Here is a 21189-nt window from a genome sequence, read left to right as displayed (position 1 = left end):
GCGCTGTTGCCGGAGCAGTCGTGGGCCAGGCTTCGGGGCTCAGTTGAGCGCTGAGTGGGGGACTTGTGCCTTACAGCGCCCGCACGTCGAGGAGTCCTGGGGTCTGGCGTCGACCATCTGTTCCTGCTCGCCGGGGCCTGTCACGTCACTGAGTCGCCAGTCCTCGCTGGTCGGATCAGATGCAGCCGGCTGCTCGTACGGTTCCACCAGTGCCGCTTGTGCTGCTCTCGCCAGAGGGACAGCCGGTCGTTCACCGAGGTGGTGTACGGATGGTGGGCACCGAAGGTCACCTGGCAGCCGACGAGGGATTGCTCCAGCAGGGCAGTGGCCGTCGACCTGTCGCCTCGCGACCAGTACAGGACGGCGAGATTGACGTGGCATTCCAGGGTTGCGGGGTCTTCGGGACCCAACAGCCGCGCACGGACAGCAGCGGTGTCCTCCAGTAGTGCAACGGCATGGACACGCCCATTGGCAGCTGGAGAGGGTCCCTGTCGTTCACGGGCCAGCCGCGCGTCCTGGTGGGGAAAGTCCTCCTGCAGGAGCGTGAAGGCGTCCTTGTGACGGCGAGCGAGGAAGGAGGCCCATGCGAGATCGCGTCGAGTGATGAGGGTCATGGGGTGAGTGCGGCCCAACAGTTGTTCACTGAGGCCGGTCAGCCGCTGCCCATAGGGAACTGCTGCGGTGGCGAGGCCGGCACTGATCAGACTGCGCAGAGTCCAGCGCAGGAGGTAGTGGCCTTCGACCGTCCACAGCAGGTCCCCGGCGCATGCATCGACGCTGTCGATGTTGGTGCGGAGTACGGCTGTCGTCTCACGGTCGAACCAGGAGGCCTCGTCGCATAGTTCTCTCAATGAGTCGACGGCGGTTTTCACGACCGCTGGCACTGTGGCATCGGGAGTGCACTCGCGTACGGCTCGCGCGGTCAGGGCGTGCAGCCGCACCGCGCGGGAACCGGCCTGAGCGTGGTCGGTGAGCAGGCCGTAGCGGTGCAGTAGTCGCAGGGCGGCCCGCACCTGGTCGGGATCAACGGCGGCGGTAACACCGTTGAGTAGTGGGGTGCGTCGGGTGTTGAGGTAACGGGTGACGGCGTCGCTGGCCCACAGGGAACGAGGGTGTCCGGCTGGATCCAGAACGGCGGCCAGACGCATGACCGGAACAGCCAGGCCTACGGGCTCGCTCGCTTGTGCGACATCCAACGAGAGCAGGAGGGCCGCGGCGACCTGGCGCCCATAGCCCTCGGTGTCTGCCGCGCGCGGCAGCAGGTCGTCCAGGCGGGCCGTGCTGTCGTTGAAGCGGTGCAGATAGTCTGCACACGGGACGTCTTCGTTGACCATGTAGGCGGCCGCGTGTGACAGAGCCAGCGGCAGGTAGCCTAGCGCCGCAGCCAGTTCACCGGCCTGAGAGTCCATAAGATGGGCGGCATGCGCCGAGTCGAGCCGCTCGTGCAGATAGGCCTCGGCCTCTTCTGCACTGTAGGTGTCGATGTCCACCACGGCTCGGCCGCCGCCTGACAGCACCGCGTCGTGGCGGCGGGTCGTCGCCACGATGCGGCCGCAGCCGAAAGCGGACGACGGCGGCCACCACTTCTGCATTGCCTCTGGATCGGTGAGGTCGTCAAGGATGAGCAGCCATGGACGCCGGGTGGTCGCCAGCCACTGAAGGAACAGTCCGGCGTCGGACTCAGCGCTCTTGCCCAGAAGGTGTTCCGCAGCCTCCACGACGTGTGCGGCGTGCGCGTAACGTGCGATGACCTGCTCGATGTCACTGGCGTCGACCCACACCACCAGGTCGATGCCGTCCTCCAGGGCTTGGTGGGCATAGGCAGCAGCGAGTTGGGTCTTGCCCACGCCTCCGCCGCCGGACAGGACCTGGGCCAGCACCACCGTGGTATGGCCGGCCCTGGCCTGATCGATCCGATCGCGTACCGCGGACCGGTCCTGGAACGCAGACGCGAGCACCGGTACCGAGCCCAGGCGGACGGGCCAGTGCAACGGTTGGCGCGGCGGGGGAGCGGAGACCAGTACCTGGCTGACATGGCCGCTGATGGCCACCGCATGGGCTGCCGAGGCGATCGCATCGCCTGACCGTTCCACCCGCACGGCCCCGCCATCCGTCTGGGGGCTCGGGCCGCGGGAGCCGCTCAGCGCATCGCCACCACCCGTGGCAACGGCATCACCGCTGTCGCTGACACTGACGGGCGGCGCCGTTTGCTCGGTGCCGGCCTGGGCACGGGGCGGGCGCCTCACCCAGAACCGTCTCATCGGCCCTCCCACCATTCACCCGGCCGCGTGCAGCCTGCCTCAGCCGGTGTAGTCGATGCCGGTGCCGGCCCGGCTTCCCTGTCCGCGGGCGATTGCATCCCCGCTCTGCTCCACACCACCCACTCCGCTGCCTCCATGACGACGGCGAATGCCGGTGTGGGCCTCTCCTCCGCCGTACGCTTCAGCCCGTCCTGTCCGCGTGACGGTGTCGCGCGCCCGAGTAGCTGGCTGGATCCAGGCCCACAACAGGCCGCACACCCCGGTGGCGCCCTGGACCGAAGCCCCCACCAACTGCCCGGTATCCGGCCCATCCAGCAGCCAGAAAACGGGAGTTGAGACGATCACGGCCACAGCAGCAAGCGTCACCATGACCCTCCGCCCATGCGACATGTCCATCCCTCTCTTGCCGTGCGCCACCTCTTGCAACTCCCGCACTCCGCCAGCCAATGGGCACGGGATGAAAGACGGTTCCTGCGATCACAGCAGTTCCAGCAGTACCCGACGGACAACGTGGCTTTCGGTCGCGATCGCACTTGTGGGCAGGAGACGAGCGACGGACTGCCTTCCGCCGTGCCTCCTTGCCGGTCGGCGGGTTTGGTTCCTCGTCACTGATCACAGAATCGACCCTAGCGACAGGCACTGACATCGCCGTCAGGGTTCGACGTTGATGCCGTAGTCCGCGGCCAGGCCGGCGAGTCCCGTGTTGTAGCCCTGACCGACGGCACGTACTTTCCAGCCCGCTGCGTGCCGATAGACCTCCACGACGATGGAGACGGTCTCGCCCGAAGTGAAGGGTGCCGGCTCGAAGGACAGAGTGGTGCCCGAGGGCTGGGTGGTCTCCGCACGCCATGTGGAGTGCTGGTCGAAGACGGCCGTGGGCTGTGCTTCGAGGTCGATGCTGACGATGACGGCCACGGTGTGGACGTCATCGGGAACGCGGGACAGATCCGCGGTGACCGTGTCGCCGCTGGTGCGGACTCCGTCGTGGTGCGGATGGTTGTAGAAGACAAGGTCGGCGTCGCTGCGTACCTTGCCGTGGCTGGTGAGGAGAACAGCACAGACATCGATTGGCGCGCCGGTGGTGATGAGACGTACCACTACAGATTCGGTGTGAAGAGGGGCGTTGGCCCCCTTGGCCAGCAGGTGCTTGCTGCTTTCCGGCGGACCGGGAGCGTCCTCGGCTGCCTCCGCGGCGGGCGCACTCGCGGGCAGAGCGGTGTCGGTCAGCGCGGCGAGGGTGTGCTGGAAGATGGGCCAGCCTTCGGCTTCTCCTCCGGGCCAGGCCAGGGCCAGCCGTGCGGAGCCGAACTGTTTGAACGTGGGGGGCTGTCCGAGGGCTTCGTGGAGCTGTACGTAGCGCAGGCTTTCGACGGCCAGACGGCTGAGTTGCCATTGCCGTCGGGCTTCTTCGGGCTGGTTCGCGTGCAGGTCGTCGTCGACGGTGATGCCGCCGAGCGCGGCGTAGACGCGGCGGGCGAAGTCATGGCCGTCGCCCTCCGGCAGGAGTCGGGCCGGGCGCTCCTGATGGGCGGGGGCGGGCTCGCCGATCGCGGTGTACAGGGCGCCGAGGTCGCCGCCGGTCCACTGGTCGGCCGCGGTGGTGGCGAACTGGGCGAACTGGATCAGGGTGGGCGGCCGCCCCTTGGAGGCCACGTGCCGGTGATGGGCGCGGGCGACGTCTTCCAGCGCGGTGCGCCAGCGCTGCTCAAGGTAGGTGCCGAGATACTGATCGGCCCAGGCACGGCGATGGCGGGTCACGATATCGCGGACCCGCTCGAAACCTTCCCGGCGGCTGCCGCTGCTATAGCTCATGGTCAGGCTGAACGAGCCGGCGGCCGTGTCCACCGGGAGCTCCCTGCGGTCCCTGACAATCGACTCTTCCGGCCCCAAATGCCGTTCAGCAGTGCGCAGTTCCTCGAACAGGCTCGCCGGGACAGGGCAGCCGGCATCTCGCAGCGCGGTGAGGGGGCGGCTGTAGTAGTCGGCCACACCGGACAGAGGGGCGCGGGAGTAGGGGCCTTCGCACACGAACCAGGCGGTGAGCGCGACGCCGTGCCAAAACTCCAGGGCCGGGCCGAGGGTTTCGGCCATCAGCTGGTGGGGTTGCGGGTTGCTGACAATGCTCCTGGCGTGCCGCTGCAAGGTCACCGACTGCCACAGCCGGTCCACCCGCTCGTTGACCGAGGCGGGCAGCACCTGCCGGTACAGCTGCTGGGTGAAGCCGTGCTCGTCTGGCCCGAAGCCCATGATGCCGTCATCGACGAGTCCCCACAGCGACCGCATGCCGGACCGTTGGACGGCGTGCGCATGGTCGAAGGCCGTCCACCACTCGCGCAGGGCCGCTACGCGTTCCTCGACGGGGGAGAGGGAGGTCGGGCCGCCGAGGAAGGCCGCGAGCATGGCATGGATTTCTTCCTCCGGGATGCCCGCCTCGGCCGCCATGCCGGCCGCCTGGGCGGACATCCCCACGTACAGGCGCGGCTCGGGCAGCGCGGTGATGACCTCCTCGTCCGGGTGCGGCGGCGCCTGAAGGTAGTCCAGTACGGCCAGCCAGTCGCCGGCGAAGTAGCCGGAGGCGACCGGCTGCAGGGGGCGCGTCAGGACCCGGCGCGCCAGGGCGGTCCCGGTCTTGGCGGCCTTCTTCGCGAAGCCGGCCATCAGGGCCTGCATGCACAGGCTGCGATGACGCGTGACCAGTTGCAGCGGATCGACGGCGGTGAGCGCGTCCAGGAGACGCAGGCGGGCGCGCTGCTGCCCGGGCCGGTCCAACCGGTGCCAGCCGCCGCCGAAGCGGAAGGCTTCCAGCGCCTCGTCGGCAACACCGAGCAGGCGGTAGCGTTCCTCGATGCCGGACCACAGCCGTCGCTGGTCGTCGATGGTCTTTGCCGGGCCCGCAGCCCGCACCCGGATCGGCTCGGTCAGTGTGTCGAACAACGGCACCAGTACCGACCACAGCAACACCGCGTCGGCCGAGCCGTCCACCAGGCTGATGCCGGCCGAGTCGTCCGCGGCCAACGTCATGGCGTGGGCGGGCCGTTCGCGTACCAGGTGCGGCAGGTTCACCGCCCCGGCTTTCAGCGACATCTTCTGCGGCAGGTACCAGGCACCGCGCCGCTGCTGCTCCTGAACGCCGAACGCCTCAGCACACCACGACTTCTGCCGGGCGGTGAGTCTCAACACCTTGACGCTGTCCACGGCCTCGGGCCCTGTACCCCTGACCACCGAGGCCACCCGCCGGCCGGCGAGTGCCGTGGCCAGCAGCCGTGCCGCGAGGGCGTCGAGCTGAGCGAACCGCTGCTGCCGACCGGCAGCCGCCTCCAGGGCAAGCCGGTCCGCGGGGCGTGCGTCGAGGGCAGGCTGCCACCAGCGCGATGGGTCAGTGGCCACCGGTCAGCCTCCGCATGTACTCGACGAACTGCTCAAACGGCATCGGAGACGCGGTGTTTTGCGCGTAGACGGCGTAGCGTTGGGCCATCAGCTGCATCTCCCGCTCCGCCCTCCGGGCCTCCACCCGGTCCAGGTCATGCACCACCCGCTGCTCGATGCGCCCCTGCTCGTACAGCACGAACGCGTCGACCCCGCCGGGGAACGCACTGTCAGATGCCCCTTCTTCACCACTGTTGGCGTCCGCGACGCCGGCCTCCAGCGTGTCGACATCGATCAGGGGGACGTCGAGCAGCAGCGCGGGATCCATGTCGTTGTCCTCGCACATGGCCTCCAGATGCTCCTCGAGGCCGAGTTCGGCATGGCAGACCACATCCAGGTACTGCTGATCGGCTGCCAGACCGGGATGCCGCAGCACCCGCACACCGCGCCCGACGAACTGGTAGAACTCGCCGAAGCTGCCGTAGGGACGCACGGGCACGACGACGGTGATGGGCGGGAAGTCGTAGCCCTGGCCGAGCATCCGCAGTTGCACGATGCCCTGCAGATCACCCGCGTCCGACTCGAAGCGCCGCCGGACGGCTTTGATCGCCGAAGCCGACATGCTGTGGTGCAGCGTGGCGCAGGGAATGCCGTGCTCGTCGGCGATGCGGGCGATTTGCTGAGCGTGGGCCTCACCAATCGCCGCGAACAGCGCCCTGGGCTTGACCGGGGCCAGTAGCTTGGCCTGCGCATCCAGACAGGCCCGCGTCACCATCATCACCTGCCGGATCGAGGCATCGGACTGCGCAGTGATGCGGGCCATCTTCCGCTCGTCTCCCAACGCGGCCAACAGTGCCTCGCGGCCCACGATCTGCTCGCGCCGCCCGTCAGGCCACACCGCCTCGTACACTGTCGCTGCCGCATCCGGGGCGAACCGATGCACACGCAGGTTCTTCGCCGAGCCATCCGCGACGGAGTCCACCAGCCTGTAGCGGTAGACCACGTCTGCGTCGATCGGCTTGCCGTCCAAACGCTGGAAGCACGCCGACATCAACAGCGTGCGCGCACCCCGGAAGTGGGCGAACAGCCGCTGGTAGGAGGCGCTGGCCGCGATGTGAGCCTCGTCGACGACGATGAAGTCGACATCCTCCGGCTCCAGCTTGGCCAGCAGGTCGCCGTCCTTGTCGCCGGTGCCCAGTGCGTGAAAGTTCGTGACCAGCACGTCCGCGGCCAGCAGCCGCTGCCGGCTCACCCGGCTGATTTGCTCGTCGTCCGCGTCCAGGACCAGCGTGGCTGGCGGCCGCGCACCCGGCAGCAGCGGGCCGCCCGCCAGCCCGTACAGGACGTTGCCCGGCACCCCCGGGTCGAGGGCCTTGGCGAAGGTGCCGCGGATGACCGAGCCCGGCGTCACCACCAGCGCCCGCCGCCTGGTGAACGACAACGCGGCCGCCACTCCCAGCGCGGTCTTGCCGGCCCCGACCGCCATCACCGTGGCTGCATGCTGGCCACCGGAGGCGTAGTAGTTGGCCAGCGCGGCCAGGGCCTCGTCCTGGCAGGCTCGCAGCGGCTCCCGGGCCACCTGAGCGCGCGCACCGGCGAAGTAGGTCTCATCGGCTGGTGACCGGGTGCTTCGAGGGGGGTCGGCCGCCCGCAGGGGATCGCCCACCATATCCGGGATCTCGACGCGCGGCGCGGCGATCACCAGAGGCGAGAGCACGGCATCCTGGCGCATCATCGCCTGCAGCTGGGCGACGCAGCGTGCGGTATCCAGGCGAACTGCGTCATAGGAAAACCGCAGCACCGTCAGCCCCGTGGCCGCCAGGTCGTTCTGCCGTAGCCGGTCGTAGGTGAAGGCGGCACGGTCACTGTGGAAGGTGAACCCGTCCAACTCCACGGCCAGGTGCAGTGACTCGCCCGCGATCAGATAGTCCAGCCGGTAGGTGCGCTCGTTGACCGTCACCGGATGCTGGCTGCGCACATGCGCCACGATGCCCCGCTGCGCGGCCGGAGTGAGCACCCAGTGCAGGAAGGCCTCTTCCAGGTAGGACGCCGAGGGGATCAGCTGCTCCAGCCCGGCGCTCATGCCGTCCCGCCAACCGTCGACTCGGCCGCCAGCGCGCCGATCTTCTCCGAGAGGCGGCCCACCGCATCCTCACCCTGGTCGAAACGGACCAGCCGCCGTGCCAGTTCGAGGGCGTCGGCGAAGGCGCCTTCGCGTTCCAGCAGCATCACCAGCCGGGGAACGGACGTCACGTGCACGAACGATGTCGGGACGGAGCCGGTGTCAAAGGAGACCACCTGCGGGGCAGCCTCCATCAACTCCAAGTCCAGCAGCGCGAACACCTCAAGCAGCTCAAGCCCGTCAGAGTAGGAGCGTCTACCGCTCCACAAGCGGTCCACCGCCCCTTGGAGGACGAAGTGGTAGTCCATCGCTTCACCGGGAAGCTCCAGCGCCTCCCAGACCCGGCTGACCAGGCCCGCCCCGCTCGCCTCCACCGGCACGTGCCGGCTGGCCGGCGTTGCCGACGTACTGCCCTCAGCAGTGGGCCACATCAGCGAGCCGTACGATACCTCCGGACGGACACGTGCCGCTGCGAGCGCTTCGCGGACGACACCAGGGCTCCCGGCGAACCGCACACCAGGAATCGCTGCCATACGCTCAAACCACGTTGCCATGTCCCCCCACTCATCCCACTCCCACAGCGTCCACCGCCACCCAGCCCCCACAGCCATGCTGCAATTCGGCTGGTCCCAAGAATCACGCGCCCCGGTGGCCCACTGCGTACTGCTCGCCGACCCAGTGCATCCTCTCGCGCAGCCCCTGGTCGGGCGCAGGATTCTCTAGAACAGCACGCCGATTGAGCGACGGCCGCTGGGTACGGCGCGAACAGCCGCATCTCTAACCGGGGGTGGACGAGTTGGTCCCACGGGCCTCCGGTCGAGGTTGTGCGGATGCGGCGAGTTCTCGATCGGCAAGGCCAAGGCCCCCCGTGCGGACGGAGTTCAGGCGTACGGGTAACGGCAGCAGCGATCCGCCTCCGGCGGTCAGCGTCTCTTCCTACGCTGCTGGTGGGGCAGCACACGGGGAGGGCGCCACGGCCGACAGGACGGCAGACATGCAAGAGCTGTGGCCGCAGCTTCTGCAAGCCATCGATGAGCGGATGCGGTTCGCCTGGATCCTGCTGAGCCAGAACGCGAGCGTGCTCTTCTACGACGGCAGCACGCTCACGCTCAACATGTTCAGCCCGGGCGCATACGAAACCTTGATCAACTCGTATTGTCGCCGCGTGCTCGAGGAGGTGCTCGCAGAGCTTCTCAGTCCTCCGCCCGCCGTAGAGCTGCTGGTGCAAGGCAGGATCCCCTCTCCCTCCGACCTGCCCAGCCCTGAAGGTCCCACGCAGGTGGATGCGCCCGGTACCGTTCCGGCCGCCGACACGTCAGCGGAGCCGGACGAGGCCCTGACGGCCATTCTGTATCTCGTCCTGGCCCAGACAGCGTTCCTGCTGTACGAGGACGGAAACAGCCAGGCCGCCGCCTTGCTGGCGGACGTGGAAGACATCGAGCATGTCCCCAGTGACCGTTCTGAGGAAGGCGAAGACGTCGCCCTCATCGTGCCGCTCTACCTCGTTGCCCGCTTCACCCCAGAGGTCCTCGCCGCCATCCGGCCCCTGCTCGTCCACGTGGCGGCACGTCACGACCTGCTGGTCGACAACGTCAGCGCCATTCCGGCCCTCCCCGAGACCGGTGACGACTGGAGGCAGAGCCTCCAAGAGAAGCTGATCAATAAAACATCCCCCAGCCAGTACCCCCGGCCCCGTGCCGAGGAGGCAGCCGCCACCTTCAGCAGGGACGGTTTCGCCTTCGACGCCCGGGAGCAAATGCTCGTCTACGAGGCGTTGAAGCGGGCACAGGCACAGCTGCCGCAGGATTCCACCATCGCCATCTTCCCGCTGCCGAGGGCCCGGGTCGGTAGCGGCAGCACCTGGGTCCCGGACTTCCTCGTCACCGCTTCCGGCCGGGTGGGTGCCATCGAGGTCGACGAACCCCATCACCACGAACACTTCGCCGCGGACGCCGCCCTCGACAGGTCCTGGCGCAACAGCGGAATCGCCCACATCGAACGCATCCAGCTCAAGGGATTCAGCGCCGACCGCGAAGTCGACGTCCTCATCCGGCAGTTCCTCACCCGGCTGCACGAACACCACTGACCACAGCGGCAGCCCGGCCGATCACCGAACGGCCGAAGGCGACCGCAGCGCTGGCGGCACCGCTGTCCGTCTTGCCGCCCTCTCAGGGCGATGGCTTCGAGGCGGTGCCTGCCGGGCCGCTGGGCGTATTGAACAGATCCTGGTAGGCGCGTAGTTCCTCACCGTTCAGTTCCGGGGCGCCGCTGAGGGCACTCATGGTGGTGTCCCATTCCCGGTAGCCGTCGGCGCGGGGAGTGAGCAGCACACCGACCGACGTGAGCTGGGCGAGGTCCGCATGCTCGCCGCGTTCGTGATGGCGCAGCTGAAGCCAGGCGGAGAACGCGGCGCGGGTGTGGTCGGTCAGGGCGGAACAGACGGCGAAGCCAAGCTGATCCCGATCAGGCCCGGCGATGAAGGTGCGCATCCGCCATACCGTGGTGCCTGTCGCAGGCTCGGCGACCGCGGCCAGCGCGTCCAGCAGAAAACGGCCCAAATCTGTGCGGTACCCGACCGGCAGGCTGTCGAGGCAGGCCAGGACGCGTTGCCGGGTATCCCACTCGTCCGGGTCCAGTGGGCTGGTGGCTACGTCCTCGAGCAGGATGCGGACCATGGTGTGGGCTTCGTCGTCGTCACTGCCGGCCGGGGCGGCGGGCAGCAGCGGCACGCTGTGCGGCTGTCCGCCGCGCCGAGTCCAGGACGGGTCCGCCGCTGCCGGTACTGCCTCGGCGTCCGCGGCGGCCAGCTCGTAGTAACGCTCCGGCTCGTCGCCCAGAACGGGCGCCGACGTGCCGACCCGGTGCAGATAGCCGACTACGGCGTGGGTGGAGCGCAACTGGTTGAACAAGAACTCCCAGTCGCGTCGCAGCAGAGCGATCACCGGCGTGCGTCCGTGATGCTCCGCGACAGCCAACTCCTGTGGCAGATCAGGGTGTTCGATGATGGCGACGCCGACCCAGTCGACGGCCGGTCCGTCGACGCGGACGCGGCGGCCCCGTCCGTTGACCATGTGTACGCTCTCTGCCCGCAGCCGGCGGGCGGTGCCCTGGATCTGCTTGCCCGCCGCGGTGATTTGCTTCAGGACCCAGGACGTCTCCCGCTCTACTGAGGCTGGCTCGCCCTCGCGCGCCTTGATCTGCACGACGACCCCCTGGTCGCCGACCACCAGCAGACCGTCGCTGATCTCCCGCACGCCTCGCCCCTTGCGTTCCACACTCGGGGCCATCACGAAATCCGGCAGACCCCAGGTGGCCGCCGCATCCTGCACGGCTATCTCCGCGGCCGTGCCCCGCCGGTCGTGGCTGCGCAAGGGCGTCGCGTGCGGGATGACCCGCTCGAACACACCGCTCGGAGTGCTCACCATCAGCGTGAGCGTGTCGGCGTCCTCGACTCGTCCCAGGCCGATGTCCGAGGAGGCCAGCGCGGCCAGCTGCTCGGCGGACCAGTGCCTCGACGAGCGTGTGGCTGCGATCCAGGTGTCGCCGGGGGCGGAGTGCCCGGCAGACAGCACGTGCCGGCTGCCCGGCACCTGGCTGGACAGCCACGCAAACGAGATAGCGAACCGGGTGACCGCCTCGATCACCAGCGACAGCCGCCGGACGAAGGTGTCCTCGTTGTCTGCCGGGACGAACCCCTCCGTGAAACACAGGTCGACATACGTGCCCGCCCGCGCGGTCACAGCACACCCGCTCTGGTAGGAGCTCAGCCGGTAGCGGGCCAGGACATGTTCCTGTTCGCCTAGCGCGCCGGGCTCCGCCGCCTTAACGCTCTCGACCACTGCGGGCGCTGCGGCACGGACCTGCGGTTCGACGGGGGTCGCCCACGCGCCCATCACCGCCCCGGCATCCAGCGCCGCCTCCCAAGCCAGCAGAAGGGCCAGCCCCCGGCGGATCCGGTCGATGACCTCGTCGCCATCGCTGTCCTGAAAGGGCTGGCAGTCCTCCACCATCGCCACGTGCGACCGCAGGGCGCCGTCCATGCACGACTCGGCCAGCGACTCCCGGAATCCCTCGAGAGAATCAGCGACCGGAAAGAACCGGGGACACTCAGGCCTGCGCAGCCGCTGCAGCGCACTGAACGCCTCAACGGACTCCGTCACCAGCGCATCCAGGCACGCCCACAGCTCCTGCACACACCCGCCGAACAGCTCGGTCAGCTCCGCCTGCCCACCCGGCGGCCAAGCCAGCCAGGCCGTGATGACCCCCGACCCGTCCGGATGCGTGACCACGCCCTCCTCGACCAGTCCGCCCTCGAGCAGCGTGTTCCACAACCGCGCCATCGCCACCTTGGCCCGCCGCGCATTGTCCAGATGCTGCCACGCCCGCGGGTAGTACTCCCTGATCACAGCATTGACCCTAAGTGCCTGTGTCTGAACTGTCTCCCCGCCGTGGCCACTCGTTGAGTTGGATGAGCGAAGGCTGGTTGTGAAGGTCTGAGCGGGAGTCGTTTCGAAGTGTGTTGGGGAGTCGCTAAGCGCGTGTCTGCATGATCAATCGCGATGAGTTTTGATGTCACTCAGAACCCGTCTGGGAACCCTCGAAGCAGGTTCCGGGACGAGTTCTCAGATGCCGCCGGCCCGGCCTTCGTCGTCGCTGACAACTCCCCCGTCCGAGTCGGTCTCGCTGCCGCTGGTGTCCGCGGTCTCGAACTGCTGCTGCTTCTGCTTGTCCTCATCAGAGCCGGTGACAACCTTCTTTGCCTGGTCGGCTGCCTTGCCCAGTTCGTCCTCAATGCCCATGGGTGCTCCTTCGTGCGCGGGTGAGCAGATACCACCAGGCTGATGCAGATGCCCCACTCCTGCCCGGGCTCGGCATCTGGATTAGCCCAGAAGGTGACCGGCCATGCGCCCGTACGTCAGCTACTCACACCCGGCCACACCCTCCACAGTCGACCCACCAACGACGTTCAAGGACGGGTTCTCACCGCGCCTGCGGAGGCTGACGCGACGCCCTGTCAGCTCTGGTTGCCTCCATAGTCGGCTCTGTTCTTGTATAGCCACCGCCAGGTGGCGTGTAGCGCTGAGTAACTACTTGGGGCTGCGGTCGCACTGCTGGCGGGCGGCGAAGTCGGCGTGCGCGGTCTCGACCGCCTCCGGGTACGCATGCCGCCGGTGCCGCCGCACGTGTGGCAGAGGGCGGTGGGGCCAAGAGCGTTCACGCGCAGGCTGCGGGCGAGATCGTGAGGTCCCTCTCCGCCGTATCGGCCCTACCGGGCACGAAGCCGATCGGATTACCGAGGGCAGACCCAATCAGCCCTCCCTCAGGTGCGTATGCGGCGGCGTGCTGTTCGCCTGGTAGGTGTCGATGCGGCACCGGCCGCAGTCGTTCCTACAGGCAGGAGTGCAGTGATGGCGCAGAACCCGTTCGCCGGAATCAAGGGCAAGAGCGCAACTGATGGACCGCTAGACCCCTCCGCCGGTGACCCCTTGGCGAAGCTTCTTCCCCCGGACAAGCAGGGGTCCGTCTTCGGGCTGGTGAAGGCGATTGACACAACGCCAGTAGGACACAAGATCACGGTCACCCAAGATGTTAAGGACGCCGGCCAGTCACTCGGCGACATCCTTGGCTCGTCAGGTGAAGGCGGCGGCTGAGGTCCGGACGCGTCTGCGGCAGAAGCACACCCCACAGTCCCACCGCAAGCCCCCCGCCTGACGTCAAAACAAACCGTCATCGCAATGTCGGTCAGAACGCGACATCCGCACTCATCGCGAAACGACTCCCCAACTGACGTTCATAGCCAGAAGGCGAAGCGGTGGGACGGGTGCGGCAGGAGTGAGAGTCGGAAGTCGGGTCTGGGCGCTGTTCGTCGGCAGAGCGGGTGCGGAACAAGTCTGGGGTGATCAGATCCTCCGGGTGTCGGCGCCCCGACGACCGCAAACGACGAGGCCGCCTGGGGGTGATCCAGCGGGTGAAGACCGGACCGGTGCCGACGGGCCGCAGTCCTGGCGGGAGGGTGCAAAGCCCCGTCAAGAGCGCCGAATTCGTCTGGAGAAGCATGTTCCGGACAGACTGTGCTGTTCTTGGCTACGCCGGACTGCCGTCCTCGTAGGTTGTGCCGTGGATCGGCGGTGAGTACTCGCCGCCACCGGCCGAGCGAGGAGGCACCATGACCACGAGCGCTGCTCCCGGTACAAGCACCTCAGCCACTTCCGGATCGACAACGCTTCTGCCCGGGCTCTTCAGCGTGCAGAAGCTCGACTGGCCCGACGGCAAGGGCGATGTCTTCCTCACCTTCAACAGCGACCAGATCCGCTCCACGTCCCGGGTCCTGGTCGCGGCGTTCCAGGTGTACCAGGGCAAGCCGCACCCCCAGGCCGGCGCCGACTTCATCGTCGCTCAGGTGGCCCCGTTCGACGGAGGGGTGCGGATCAAGGTCAAGGTGGACTACCCGGCCCCGCTGCCGATCGGCACCAGCATCCTCGTTCTCAACTGATCGACCTCGTTGCAGTACCGCATTCAGGCCGCCGCCTCTCAGGAGGCGGCGGCCTGAGTGTCTGCGTGCGGGGGCGACAGGACAGTCCCCTGACTCAGGGTGAGGGGCGGGCGGGATCCTCTGAGGTATGCGGCAGGCCGGAGCGTTGCTCAGACGGTGGCCGGGGCGAGCCGGATTCCGTGGGGTCTGGAGGCCCGCAGCCGCACTCTGGGCTGAGGCACTTCGGTCTCGCGGGGCGGGCGGGGTTTGTCGACCAGCGGTGTCTTGCGGGTGAGCCGGCGCGTCATGAGAGTGATCATGGTCCAGGAAATGTGGGCTTCGGAGTGTTGAGGAAGCCTCTCGTAGTCCCGCACGTTCCTTCTGGCCCTCATGACCCAGGCATTCGTGCGCTCGACCACCCACCTGCGTTTGACGACCACGAATCCCTTGGCATCCCTGGGCCGTGAGACGGTCTTCAGGGTGAGGTCGAGGAAGTCCCTGGACCAGGTGGTCAGTGTGCCGCCGTAGGCGGAATCTGCCCAGGCCAGGGTGAGTTCGGGGTGGGTCAGGCGGAGCCGGAAGAGCAGGTCACGGCCCGCGAAACGGTCGGGCTGGTCGGCCGGGGTGACCATCACCCGCACCAGCAGGCCGCGTGTATCCACCGCGAGGTGCCGCTTGCGGCCATTGATTTTCTTGCCCGCGTCGTAACCGCGCGAGGCTTTCCCGACGGTCTCGGCGGCTTTGACGGACTGCGAGTCCAGGATCACCGTGACCGTGTTCGGGTTCCGGCCGGAACGGGTGCGCACCCGCTGACGGAGCTGGTCACGGATCTCGGTGACCACCCCGGCCTCCGCCCAGCGCTGGAAGAACCCGAACACGGTCCTTCAGGGCGGGAAATCCGCCGGAATGGCTCTCCATTTCGTCCCGTTATCGACCAGATAGCGGATCGCGTCCACGATCTCGCGCCGCGGATGGGCTTCCGGATGGCCGCCCGAGGGCAGCTCGCAGGCCGGTGTGGGCAGCAGCGGCTCGACCAGCTCCCACTCCCTGTCCGTCATGTCGGTGGGATAGCGCCGCTGCCGCGTCGTCACCGCTGGTCAGCGTTCCATCCGGGAGAGGACTTCCAGGGTGGCCCGCACCCCGGAGAGCTGGTCCATGACCAGACGTGCCCACTCGTCCTGGGGCATCCGGGCAGAGTGCGGGGCAACAATTCCGGCGATGAAGTTGGTGATCCGGTGCAGCTCGGTCTCGAAGATCGCTTTCTCGTAGGCGATCCAGACCGCGGGATCCTCCGAGAGCTGGAAGCCGTCCTTGCGGTTGTAGGTCACAGGCGGCAGCCCCTCTTTCAGTGCGACTTTCCGCAGGAACGTGATTCCCGTCCAGACCTGGGAAGGCGTGCGCCTGGTCGCGGACGACAGCTGTTTGAGCTTGAGCCCGGCAGGGCGGGCCTCCTGCAACGATTTGCGTACTGCCTCGCCGTGGTTGTGGGCGGGCAGAGCTGCCCGCCGCACGACTACTCGCCCCGCAGAAGCTGTGCGAGGGCATCATCGGCGTCAACATTGCCGGTGGCCACCGCGGTCTCGATCCAGTCACACATCGCGCGGACCTTCTGAAGGTTCTTCTCCACGACGCCGCGCTCCTGCTCACTGAAGTGGTGCCCGCGCATCGCCGGAACCAGCCGCCCCGCGCCGGCCACGAAGAGATGGCAGGCACCGACCAGGTCCATGAACTCCGCCGTCCGCTGGAGCTGGCCGACCAGCGGGACCTGCTCCCGGACGAAGTCCTCGGCCTCACGGGTCTGCTCGAACTGGGCCTGGTTCACCAGATGACGGGCCGTGTTGTCACGCATCGCCTTGAACGCCACATCCGGGCGGCGCAACAAGTCGGTCGCCACCTGCGCCGCGACCACCTCGTCCGCCGCGAGGTCGTGAATCGCCTCGACCTTCTCCTGCACGTTCACCGGCGTGTCCGCCTTCCAGCCCACCGACCGCTTCGCGGTGTCCGCACACCAACGGGCCTTCCCGCTACGCGGGTTGACAGGCGGGTGCTTGATCCTCTCGAACGGATTAGGGCCCGAGGCGAGAATCCTGTGGACTTCGTGGGAGGCGTCCTTGCTCCGGTGCTCGACCGGCCACTGACCGGCCACCCACCGGTGCCCGCAGACCGTCGAGTACGCAAGGCCCACGTCCTCGGCGAACATCGTCAGCGACTGCTTCACCGTGAACAGTTCCCCGCCCCCGTCCGGGCTGGATCCGCCCCGGGCCCTCATGGGCTCGATCTCCAACGCGATGTCACCCAGATCGAACTGGCAGCGCGTACTCAGCTCCACCAGCTCCAGCGACGCTGCCACCAGCCCCTCGTACCGGCTGCGGGTCACACTGCCGACCATCTCGCTCACGGCACTCCACCACCCCAGGCCGAAGCGCCGCCGACGACGCCGACGAAGAAAGGCTCCAGCCCCTACCGACACGCTCCGCGCACCCGCCCATGACCACCAGAGCCAGCCTCAGCACGACCCTTCCGTAACCGAACACCCCCGCCAACCCTCCGAATCTGTCCCTGCTCGACCGTTGGATGGAAGAAACAGCCCAGAAGTCCATAAACAGATCAAACGTCGAGGTTCAGACACAGGCACTAACGGTGGCCACTGACATCGAACCGAGCCCGGGCTCGACTGCCGCCACCAGACGGCCTGCCCGCAGGCGGGACGGCGGCCGTGACCGTGCACGGCAGCCTCGGCGGAGGCCGCCGGCAGGGAAAGCGGGCCCATCATCGTTGCGCGAGTGGCGTCCCGGCCGCCTGCAGTCCACACGACGGCTACAACGGGCGGCCCGCCCAGCTGCGCCCACGTACGGCACGCAGGCTTGGCGAGTTGAGGGCGGAAGAATCCGGGCGCTCCTCTGTACTTGGTGATCAGCCGCCGATGTCGATGTCTTCCAGCAGTTCCTTGGTGATGTCCTCGATGCCTTCTTCGATGGCTGTGATGGCCGCCTGGCAGATCAGCTGGGACAGCAGTCTGAGGTAGCCGCCGGTGCGGCGGTGCAGGTACTTGGCCTCGCCGACCAGAGCATGCGGCGAGAGCTGGTGCAGGCACAGGGCCTCTTCGAAGCCGCGCACGACGCTGGGCCAGGTCTCCTGGTCGCCGTCGTACAGCGGAATGGGGTCGAGCCAGGTCACCGGCAGCCGGCTGGGATCGGCCTGGGGGAGTACCCGGTGCTGCTTGCCGTCTTTGCCGGTGATGACCGGTGCCCGCTGACTCAGGCCTTCGTGTGCCTCGCTGAGGCCGTCCGCTTTCACGCGGGCCGCCCGCACGATCTCGCGGGCACCGGTGCCGCAGAAGACGGTCGTGATCCCCAGCTGCTCGCGCAGGAAGTCGAAGTGGTGCAGCACCGGGACGAGTTGGTCCGGGTGTACCCGCTGCATGCCGTCCACGAGGAGCAGTTGGGTCCAGCGCTGCTCCAGGACGTGCCACACGGACTGGGAGAGGTCGGGGGTGCGCCGGGGCTGACGGATCTCCTCCTCGGTCAGCGGCGCCGGGGCCAGGCCGAGGAACTCGGCGATCGCCCATACCCAGTTCACGATGTTGTCCGCATCCTGCGGGGCCATGATGTGCACGACGGGGATCCGGTCGTCGTGCACTTCCTCGATTTTGGTCTGGAACTCCCGGCCGATGGCCCGCAGCAGGAAGGTCTTGCCGGTTCCGGGCGGCCCGTCGATCACCCGGTCCATCAATCCCTCGCGCCGGTTGCGGTTGGCCAGCAGCAGCCGGTGCGTCTTCAACAGCGCCGCATCGAATGGGGGATTGGGGACCAGCAGCAGGTGCCCGTGGTAGCGCAGGCGGGGGTCGTCGGAGGTGACCGGGGTGCCGAGCGGGGCCGAGTCCGCGAGCTCAGGACGCTTGATCATCTCGCGTACGTAGGTGTTCCAGCCCTGCAGGGTAAAGATCCAGCGCGGCGCCATCGGAGCGGCCCGTGCATGGTCCAGGATCTGTTGTTCCCGCTCGGCGCGTGCGGCGGTGCGTGCAGCGGCGGAGGTTGCCACGATGTCCTCCTCAGGGACGGGATGGGGGCCACGGCGCCCCCCATGGGCGCCGGCGGTGGGCGGTTGTCCGTCACGGAGCGTCTGCGTCGTCCGGTGCCGCCGGCCGGTCGATGTCCCGGCCGGCGATGGGCAGGGACGGATAGGCGGTGACCGTCTCGACGTCGATGGACACCCCCGCATACGGGTCCACCACCGGCTCGGGCTCTGCGGCCACCTCCAGCCCCTGGAAAGGAATCCTGGGGGCGCTCTTGTGCGCCTTGCCCGGGCCTTGGCGCAGTGAACGGCGCAGCGCCCGCATCGCTTTGGCGATCGCCAGCTGATCGTCCTTGCGGCCGCCGTTGTCCACGACCTCCGCGGTGGCCCGCTCCCACAAGTCCTGCGTCCAGTCGTCCTCGAGTAGACCCCGGTAGATGAACTCCACCTCGAGCCATTCCTGCGTGTACAGGTGGTCGAAGAGGTAGGCCACTTCGGGGTGGTAGGGGTTATAGCGGGCTTTGAACCGGTCGTTGTGCTCGTTGATCCCGGACCGCTGCTCGATCAGCAGCCGCATCCGCCGGTCCGAACTCTGATAGATGCGGTTCTCGATCACGATGCCCTTGTCGCTGATCTTCACCCAGGCCGGGATCAGCAGCTCGCGTGTCTCGGCTGCGGTGATCGGCCGCGGCCGATAGCCCGTCATGGGCATCAGCTGCGCATACATCTCGTTCGGCGACAGAATCAGGCCCGGGGTGAACGGGCTGCGCAGCCCCTTGTGCGGCGTCTGCTGGTATTCGAGGGCGACCCACTGCTCGGCCAGGTCCTGCAGCGTGTTGATGGGATACAGGGGGCCCTTGTCGATCCCCAGCCCTCGGTGGGCGAAACCGTTACCGGTCCAGCCGACCACGTGCTGGCTGAACCGGCTGCCCAGGGTGCGGAAGAACCGCTCCTTGATCGGCTTGTCGGTCGGAGTGTCCTTGCGCGCATACACGATGGTGATGTCGAGCATGTCGCACACGTACTTGAAATGATCACTCAAGTAGGGGCTGCCCTGATCGATGATCACCGTACGGGGATGAATTACCGGCCGCGCCGCAACCGCGCGCGCGAACCGCTCATCCGCATCCCGTAAATCCTCGTACGGCAGCGCCGAGTTCGCGGCCAGCGCCAGCGGATCCCAGTGCGGACGCCAGGCAAGCGGGGCAAAACACTGAGCCAGCAGCAGCACCAGGTCGTATGCCCTGGTCGCCCGTCCGCCGATCCGCTTGCCCGGCGAACCCTCCCCGGTGACCACCGGGACAACCATCACCGCGCAGTTGGAACGCGACGCCACATCGATCGCCGAGGTCAACTCGGCCGAGATGACCTGGGCGTCGTCCCCGAGCGCCTTCACCTTCAGCGGTGAGGTGTCGATCTGCACCACCTCGCCAGGCCGCCGCGCATGAGAGGGCCGGTAGGGAGGAAGCGGCTTGCTCGCCCGCTGCGCACGCCGGCGTGTGGGGGCGGCCAGGTACTCGGCGAGCCCGGTGTCCTCCATCCGCCGGTAGAACGTGGCCCGCTTCAGCAGCAGCCGCTGGGCCTCCTGCGGATCCTCCAGCTCCGACTTGAAGCGGTCCTGGACGACATCCAGCACCTCTTCCCATACGGTCTGGATGTCCACCCCTGAGCCGCGGCTGTGGGACATCACCACCTCCCGCATGATCTCGATGACCCGCGGATCGGTGCGATGCCCGCTCTCCCGGGGGCGCCGCTCAATCAGAACCAGCGGATTCTCGCCCGCCCGTTTCCACTTCAGCCGCATCGACTCCAGCGTCTTTGCACTGATCTCCATGCCTGCGGCCGCCAACTCCCGTGACTTGCAGGCATAACGCTCAGCCAGCGTCGTTTCTCCCGGCTCGTATCCGGGTCGGGCCTGACTGCTGCCCGGCAGCAGGCCGGTGTCGAGCTCCTTCATGTGCCGATGCCACCGCCTGGCCTCCTTGCGCTGGGCCTTGGACGTCGGAGCATCCACGGCAGGCATCGGGGCCGACGCCACGGGGGAGCCGTCACCATTCAGCACGGCGAAGCCCGGCGCGGAGACCATGGCCGTGTACAGCACCTCCACCGGCGTGGACGTCTCCTCGGACAGGAGCACCACGTTCGACCCCTGGAACGCCACCACCTGGTGGGCCCGGCCCAGCCACGGCACCCGGTCACCCAGACGCACCTGCCCCGGCGTGAACGCGCCCGTCCCGCTCATGCCGCCCCATCGGCAAGCCACGCCGTCGCGCGGGGCATCAGGGGCCGGTCCCAGCGGATGCCCAGACGGCGCTGCCACACCAGCCGGTACACGAGATCAAGCGCCAAGGCGTACCGCACGCCACTGGCCCGCGCCCCCTCGCCGATGGGGCGTTCGCGGCGAAAGGCCTCCTCGACCGCCTCCCGCTCCGCGGCCGCCACCGGCACCGCCTGGCGGTAGTCGGCCGCCCACTCCAGATTGGCCAGGCGCATACCCTCCGGCACCCGCCGCACCGACATCTGCCAGCCGGCCGCCATCGCGACCTGGTGTGCGACCTCCAGACCCTCCCGCCACTGCGGACCGCCTTTCTCGGGCTCCACCAGCACGACTTGACGCGCCCCGGTGACCGTGCGCGTCACGAAATCCGGACGCCAGCGCCGCTTGCCTCCCGCACCCTGCCAGTGCAGTTCCACCGGTTCTCCGCCGATCCAGGTGATCTCCGGATCGAAGTCCAGCTCCAGTGCCACCCGACGGCGCCGCAGCGAACCGCACACCACATGCCCATTGATCGTGGCGCACCAGCAGTCGGACAGTTTCCCGGGACGACCGTGAAAGGCCACCGGCTCGCTCGGCGGACGCCGCTCCTCCACCGCCACCCCCACCAGATCAGCGGGTGCCGCCGACACCAACTGCTCACGCTCGTCCAGGTAGCACACCCGTACGTCATGCATGG

General features: G+C 68.1%; 15 protein-coding genes and 1 pseudogene. 3 read left to right on the top strand and 13 right to left on the bottom strand.

The genetic code is table 11. The annotated features are described in order from the left end of the window. Positions 1-140: 140 nt before the first annotated feature. From DMA15_RS00155 to DMA15_RS00135, 5 genes are all read right to left on the bottom strand, one after another. Entirely contained in the window at positions 141-2261 is a 2121-nt protein-coding gene (locus DMA15_RS00155) for a tetratricopeptide repeat protein (RefSeq protein ID WP_125510628.1), read from the bottom strand. A gap of 39 nt (positions 2262-2300) precedes the next feature. Beyond that, the gene (locus tag DMA15_RS00150) at positions 2301-2678 is read right to left on the bottom strand and encodes a hypothetical protein (RefSeq protein ID WP_346428898.1); all 378 of its coding nucleotides are present in this window, start codon (positions 2676-2678) and stop codon (positions 2301-2303) included. Between the two features lie 234 nt (positions 2679-2912). After that, entirely contained in the window at positions 2913-5456 is a 2544-nt protein-coding gene (locus tag DMA15_RS00145; RefSeq protein WP_240659619.1) for a TerD family protein, read from the bottom strand. Between the two features lie 181 nt (positions 5457-5637). Continuing rightward, the gene (locus tag DMA15_RS00140; protein WP_125510626.1) at positions 5638-7710 is read right to left on the bottom strand and encodes a DEAD/DEAH box helicase family protein; all 2073 of its coding nucleotides are present in this window, start codon (positions 7708-7710) and stop codon (positions 5638-5640) included. After that, entirely contained in the window at positions 7707-8282 is a 576-nt protein-coding gene (locus DMA15_RS00135; protein ID WP_240659618.1) for a hypothetical protein, read from the bottom strand. Before DMA15_RS00135 ends, DMA15_RS00140 begins: the two co-directional genes overlap by 4 nt. Positions 8283-8743: 461 nt before the next feature. Between DMA15_RS00135 and DMA15_RS00130 the strand changes: the two genes are divergently transcribed. Then, a complete protein-coding gene (locus DMA15_RS00130; RefSeq protein WP_125510624.1) occupies positions 8744-9835 on the top strand; it encodes a hypothetical protein in 1092 nt (363 codons plus the stop codon). An 82-nt stretch (positions 9836-9917) separates the two neighbouring features. Here DMA15_RS00130 and DMA15_RS00125 read toward each other — a convergent pair whose 3' ends face one another. Together DMA15_RS00125 and DMA15_RS36460 are read right to left on the bottom strand one after the other, a co-directional pair. Continuing rightward, positions 9918-12155, bottom strand: coding sequence for a hypothetical protein (locus tag DMA15_RS00125; RefSeq protein WP_240659617.1), 2238 nt, complete (start codon positions 12153-12155; stop codon positions 9918-9920). 216 nt (positions 12156-12371) lie between these two features. After that, positions 12372-12548: a hypothetical protein gene (locus DMA15_RS36460; RefSeq protein WP_164551651.1), complete on the bottom strand. Its 177-nt coding sequence runs from the start codon at positions 12546-12548 to the stop codon at positions 12372-12374. Between the two features lie 609 nt (positions 12549-13157). Between DMA15_RS36460 and DMA15_RS00120 the strand changes: the two genes are divergently transcribed. After that, positions 13158-13400, top strand: coding sequence for a hypothetical protein (locus DMA15_RS00120; protein ID WP_125510623.1), 243 nt, complete (start codon positions 13158-13160; stop codon positions 13398-13400). A 515-nt stretch (positions 13401-13915) separates the two neighbouring features. Beyond that, the gene (locus DMA15_RS00115) at positions 13916-14242 is read left to right on the top strand and encodes a hypothetical protein (protein ID WP_125510622.1); all 327 of its coding nucleotides are present in this window, start codon (positions 13916-13918) and stop codon (positions 14240-14242) included. A 149-nt stretch (positions 14243-14391) separates the two neighbouring features. On the opposite strand, the pseudogene DMA15_RS00110 reads toward DMA15_RS00115, so the two are convergent. The 6 genes and pseudogenes from DMA15_RS00110 to DMA15_RS00085 form a co-directional block, all read right to left on the bottom strand. Beyond that, a pseudogene (locus DMA15_RS00110) lies at positions 14392-15279 on the bottom strand (IS5 family transposase). A gap of 39 nt (positions 15280-15318) precedes the next feature. Beyond that, positions 15319-15549, bottom strand: a complete 231-nt coding sequence (locus DMA15_RS37170) for a hypothetical protein (RefSeq protein ID WP_240659616.1) — start codon at positions 15547-15549, stop codon at positions 15319-15321. Between the two features lie 185 nt (positions 15550-15734). Then, positions 15735-16610: a DUF6192 family protein gene (locus tag DMA15_RS00100; RefSeq protein WP_125517122.1), complete on the bottom strand. Its 876-nt coding sequence runs from the start codon at positions 16608-16610 to the stop codon at positions 15735-15737. Between the two features lie 524 nt (positions 16611-17134). After that, complete coding sequence (locus tag DMA15_RS00095; RefSeq protein ID WP_164551650.1) at positions 17135-18262, bottom strand: ATP-binding protein; 1128 nt, start codon at positions 18260-18262, stop codon at positions 17135-17137. A gap of 70 nt (positions 18263-18332) precedes the next feature. Then, positions 18333-20477, bottom strand: coding sequence for a DDE-type integrase/transposase/recombinase (locus DMA15_RS00090; RefSeq protein ID WP_125510619.1), 2145 nt, complete (start codon positions 20475-20477; stop codon positions 18333-18335). Next, on the bottom strand, positions 20474-21187 hold the full coding sequence (locus DMA15_RS00085; protein WP_125510618.1) for a TnsA-like heteromeric transposase endonuclease subunit: 714 nt from the start codon (positions 21185-21187) through the stop codon (positions 20474-20476). The genes DMA15_RS00090 and DMA15_RS00085 overlap by 4 nt, the downstream gene beginning before the upstream one ends. Positions 21188-21189 lie beyond the last annotated feature (2 nt).

It is taken from the genome of Streptomyces sp. WAC 01529, assembly GCF_003945545.1.
Lineage (GTDB): Bacteria > Actinomycetota > Actinomycetes > Streptomycetales > Streptomycetaceae > Streptomyces > Streptomyces anatolicus.
The sequence above is the reverse complement of the archived record's forward strand: the minus strand, read 5'-3'. Positions and strand labels throughout refer to the sequence as shown.

Bases quoted from the DNA above. Each gene is read 5' to 3' on its own strand.
- DMA15_RS00120 (WP_125510623.1), top strand. From the start codon at position 13,158: ATGGCGCAGAACCCGTTCGCCGGAATCAAGGGCAAGAGCGCAACTGAT.
- DMA15_RS00090 (WP_125510619.1), bottom strand. From the start codon at position 20,477: ATGAGCGGGACGGGCGCGTTCACGCCGGGGCAGGTGCGTCTGGGTGAC.
- DMA15_RS00130 (WP_125510624.1), top strand. From the start codon at position 8,744: ATGCAAGAGCTGTGGCCGCAGCTTCTGCAAGCCATCGATGAGCGGATG.
- DMA15_RS00100 (WP_125517122.1), bottom strand. From the start codon at position 16,610: ATGGTCGGCAGTGTGACCCGCAGCCGGTACGAGGGGCTGGTGGCAGCG.
- DMA15_RS36460 (WP_164551651.1), bottom strand. From the start codon at position 12,548: ATGGGCATTGAGGACGAACTGGGCAAGGCAGCCGACCAGGCAAAGAAG.
- DMA15_RS00140 (WP_125510626.1), bottom strand. From the start codon at position 7,710: ATGAGCGCCGGGCTGGAGCAGCTGATCCCCTCGGCGTCCTACCTGGAA.
- DMA15_RS00155 (WP_125510628.1), bottom strand. From the start codon at position 2,261: ATGAGACGGTTCTGGGTGAGGCGCCCGCCCCGTGCCCAGGCCGGCACC.
- DMA15_RS00115 (WP_125510622.1), top strand. From the start codon at position 13,916: ATGACCACGAGCGCTGCTCCCGGTACAAGCACCTCAGCCACTTCCGGA.
- DMA15_RS00085 (WP_125510618.1), bottom strand. From the start codon at position 21,187: ATGCATGACGTACGGGTGTGCTACCTGGACGAGCGTGAGCAGTTGGTG.
- DMA15_RS00135 (WP_240659618.1), bottom strand. From the start codon at position 8,282: ATGGCAGCGATTCCTGGTGTGCGGTTCGCCGGGAGCCCTGGTGTCGTC.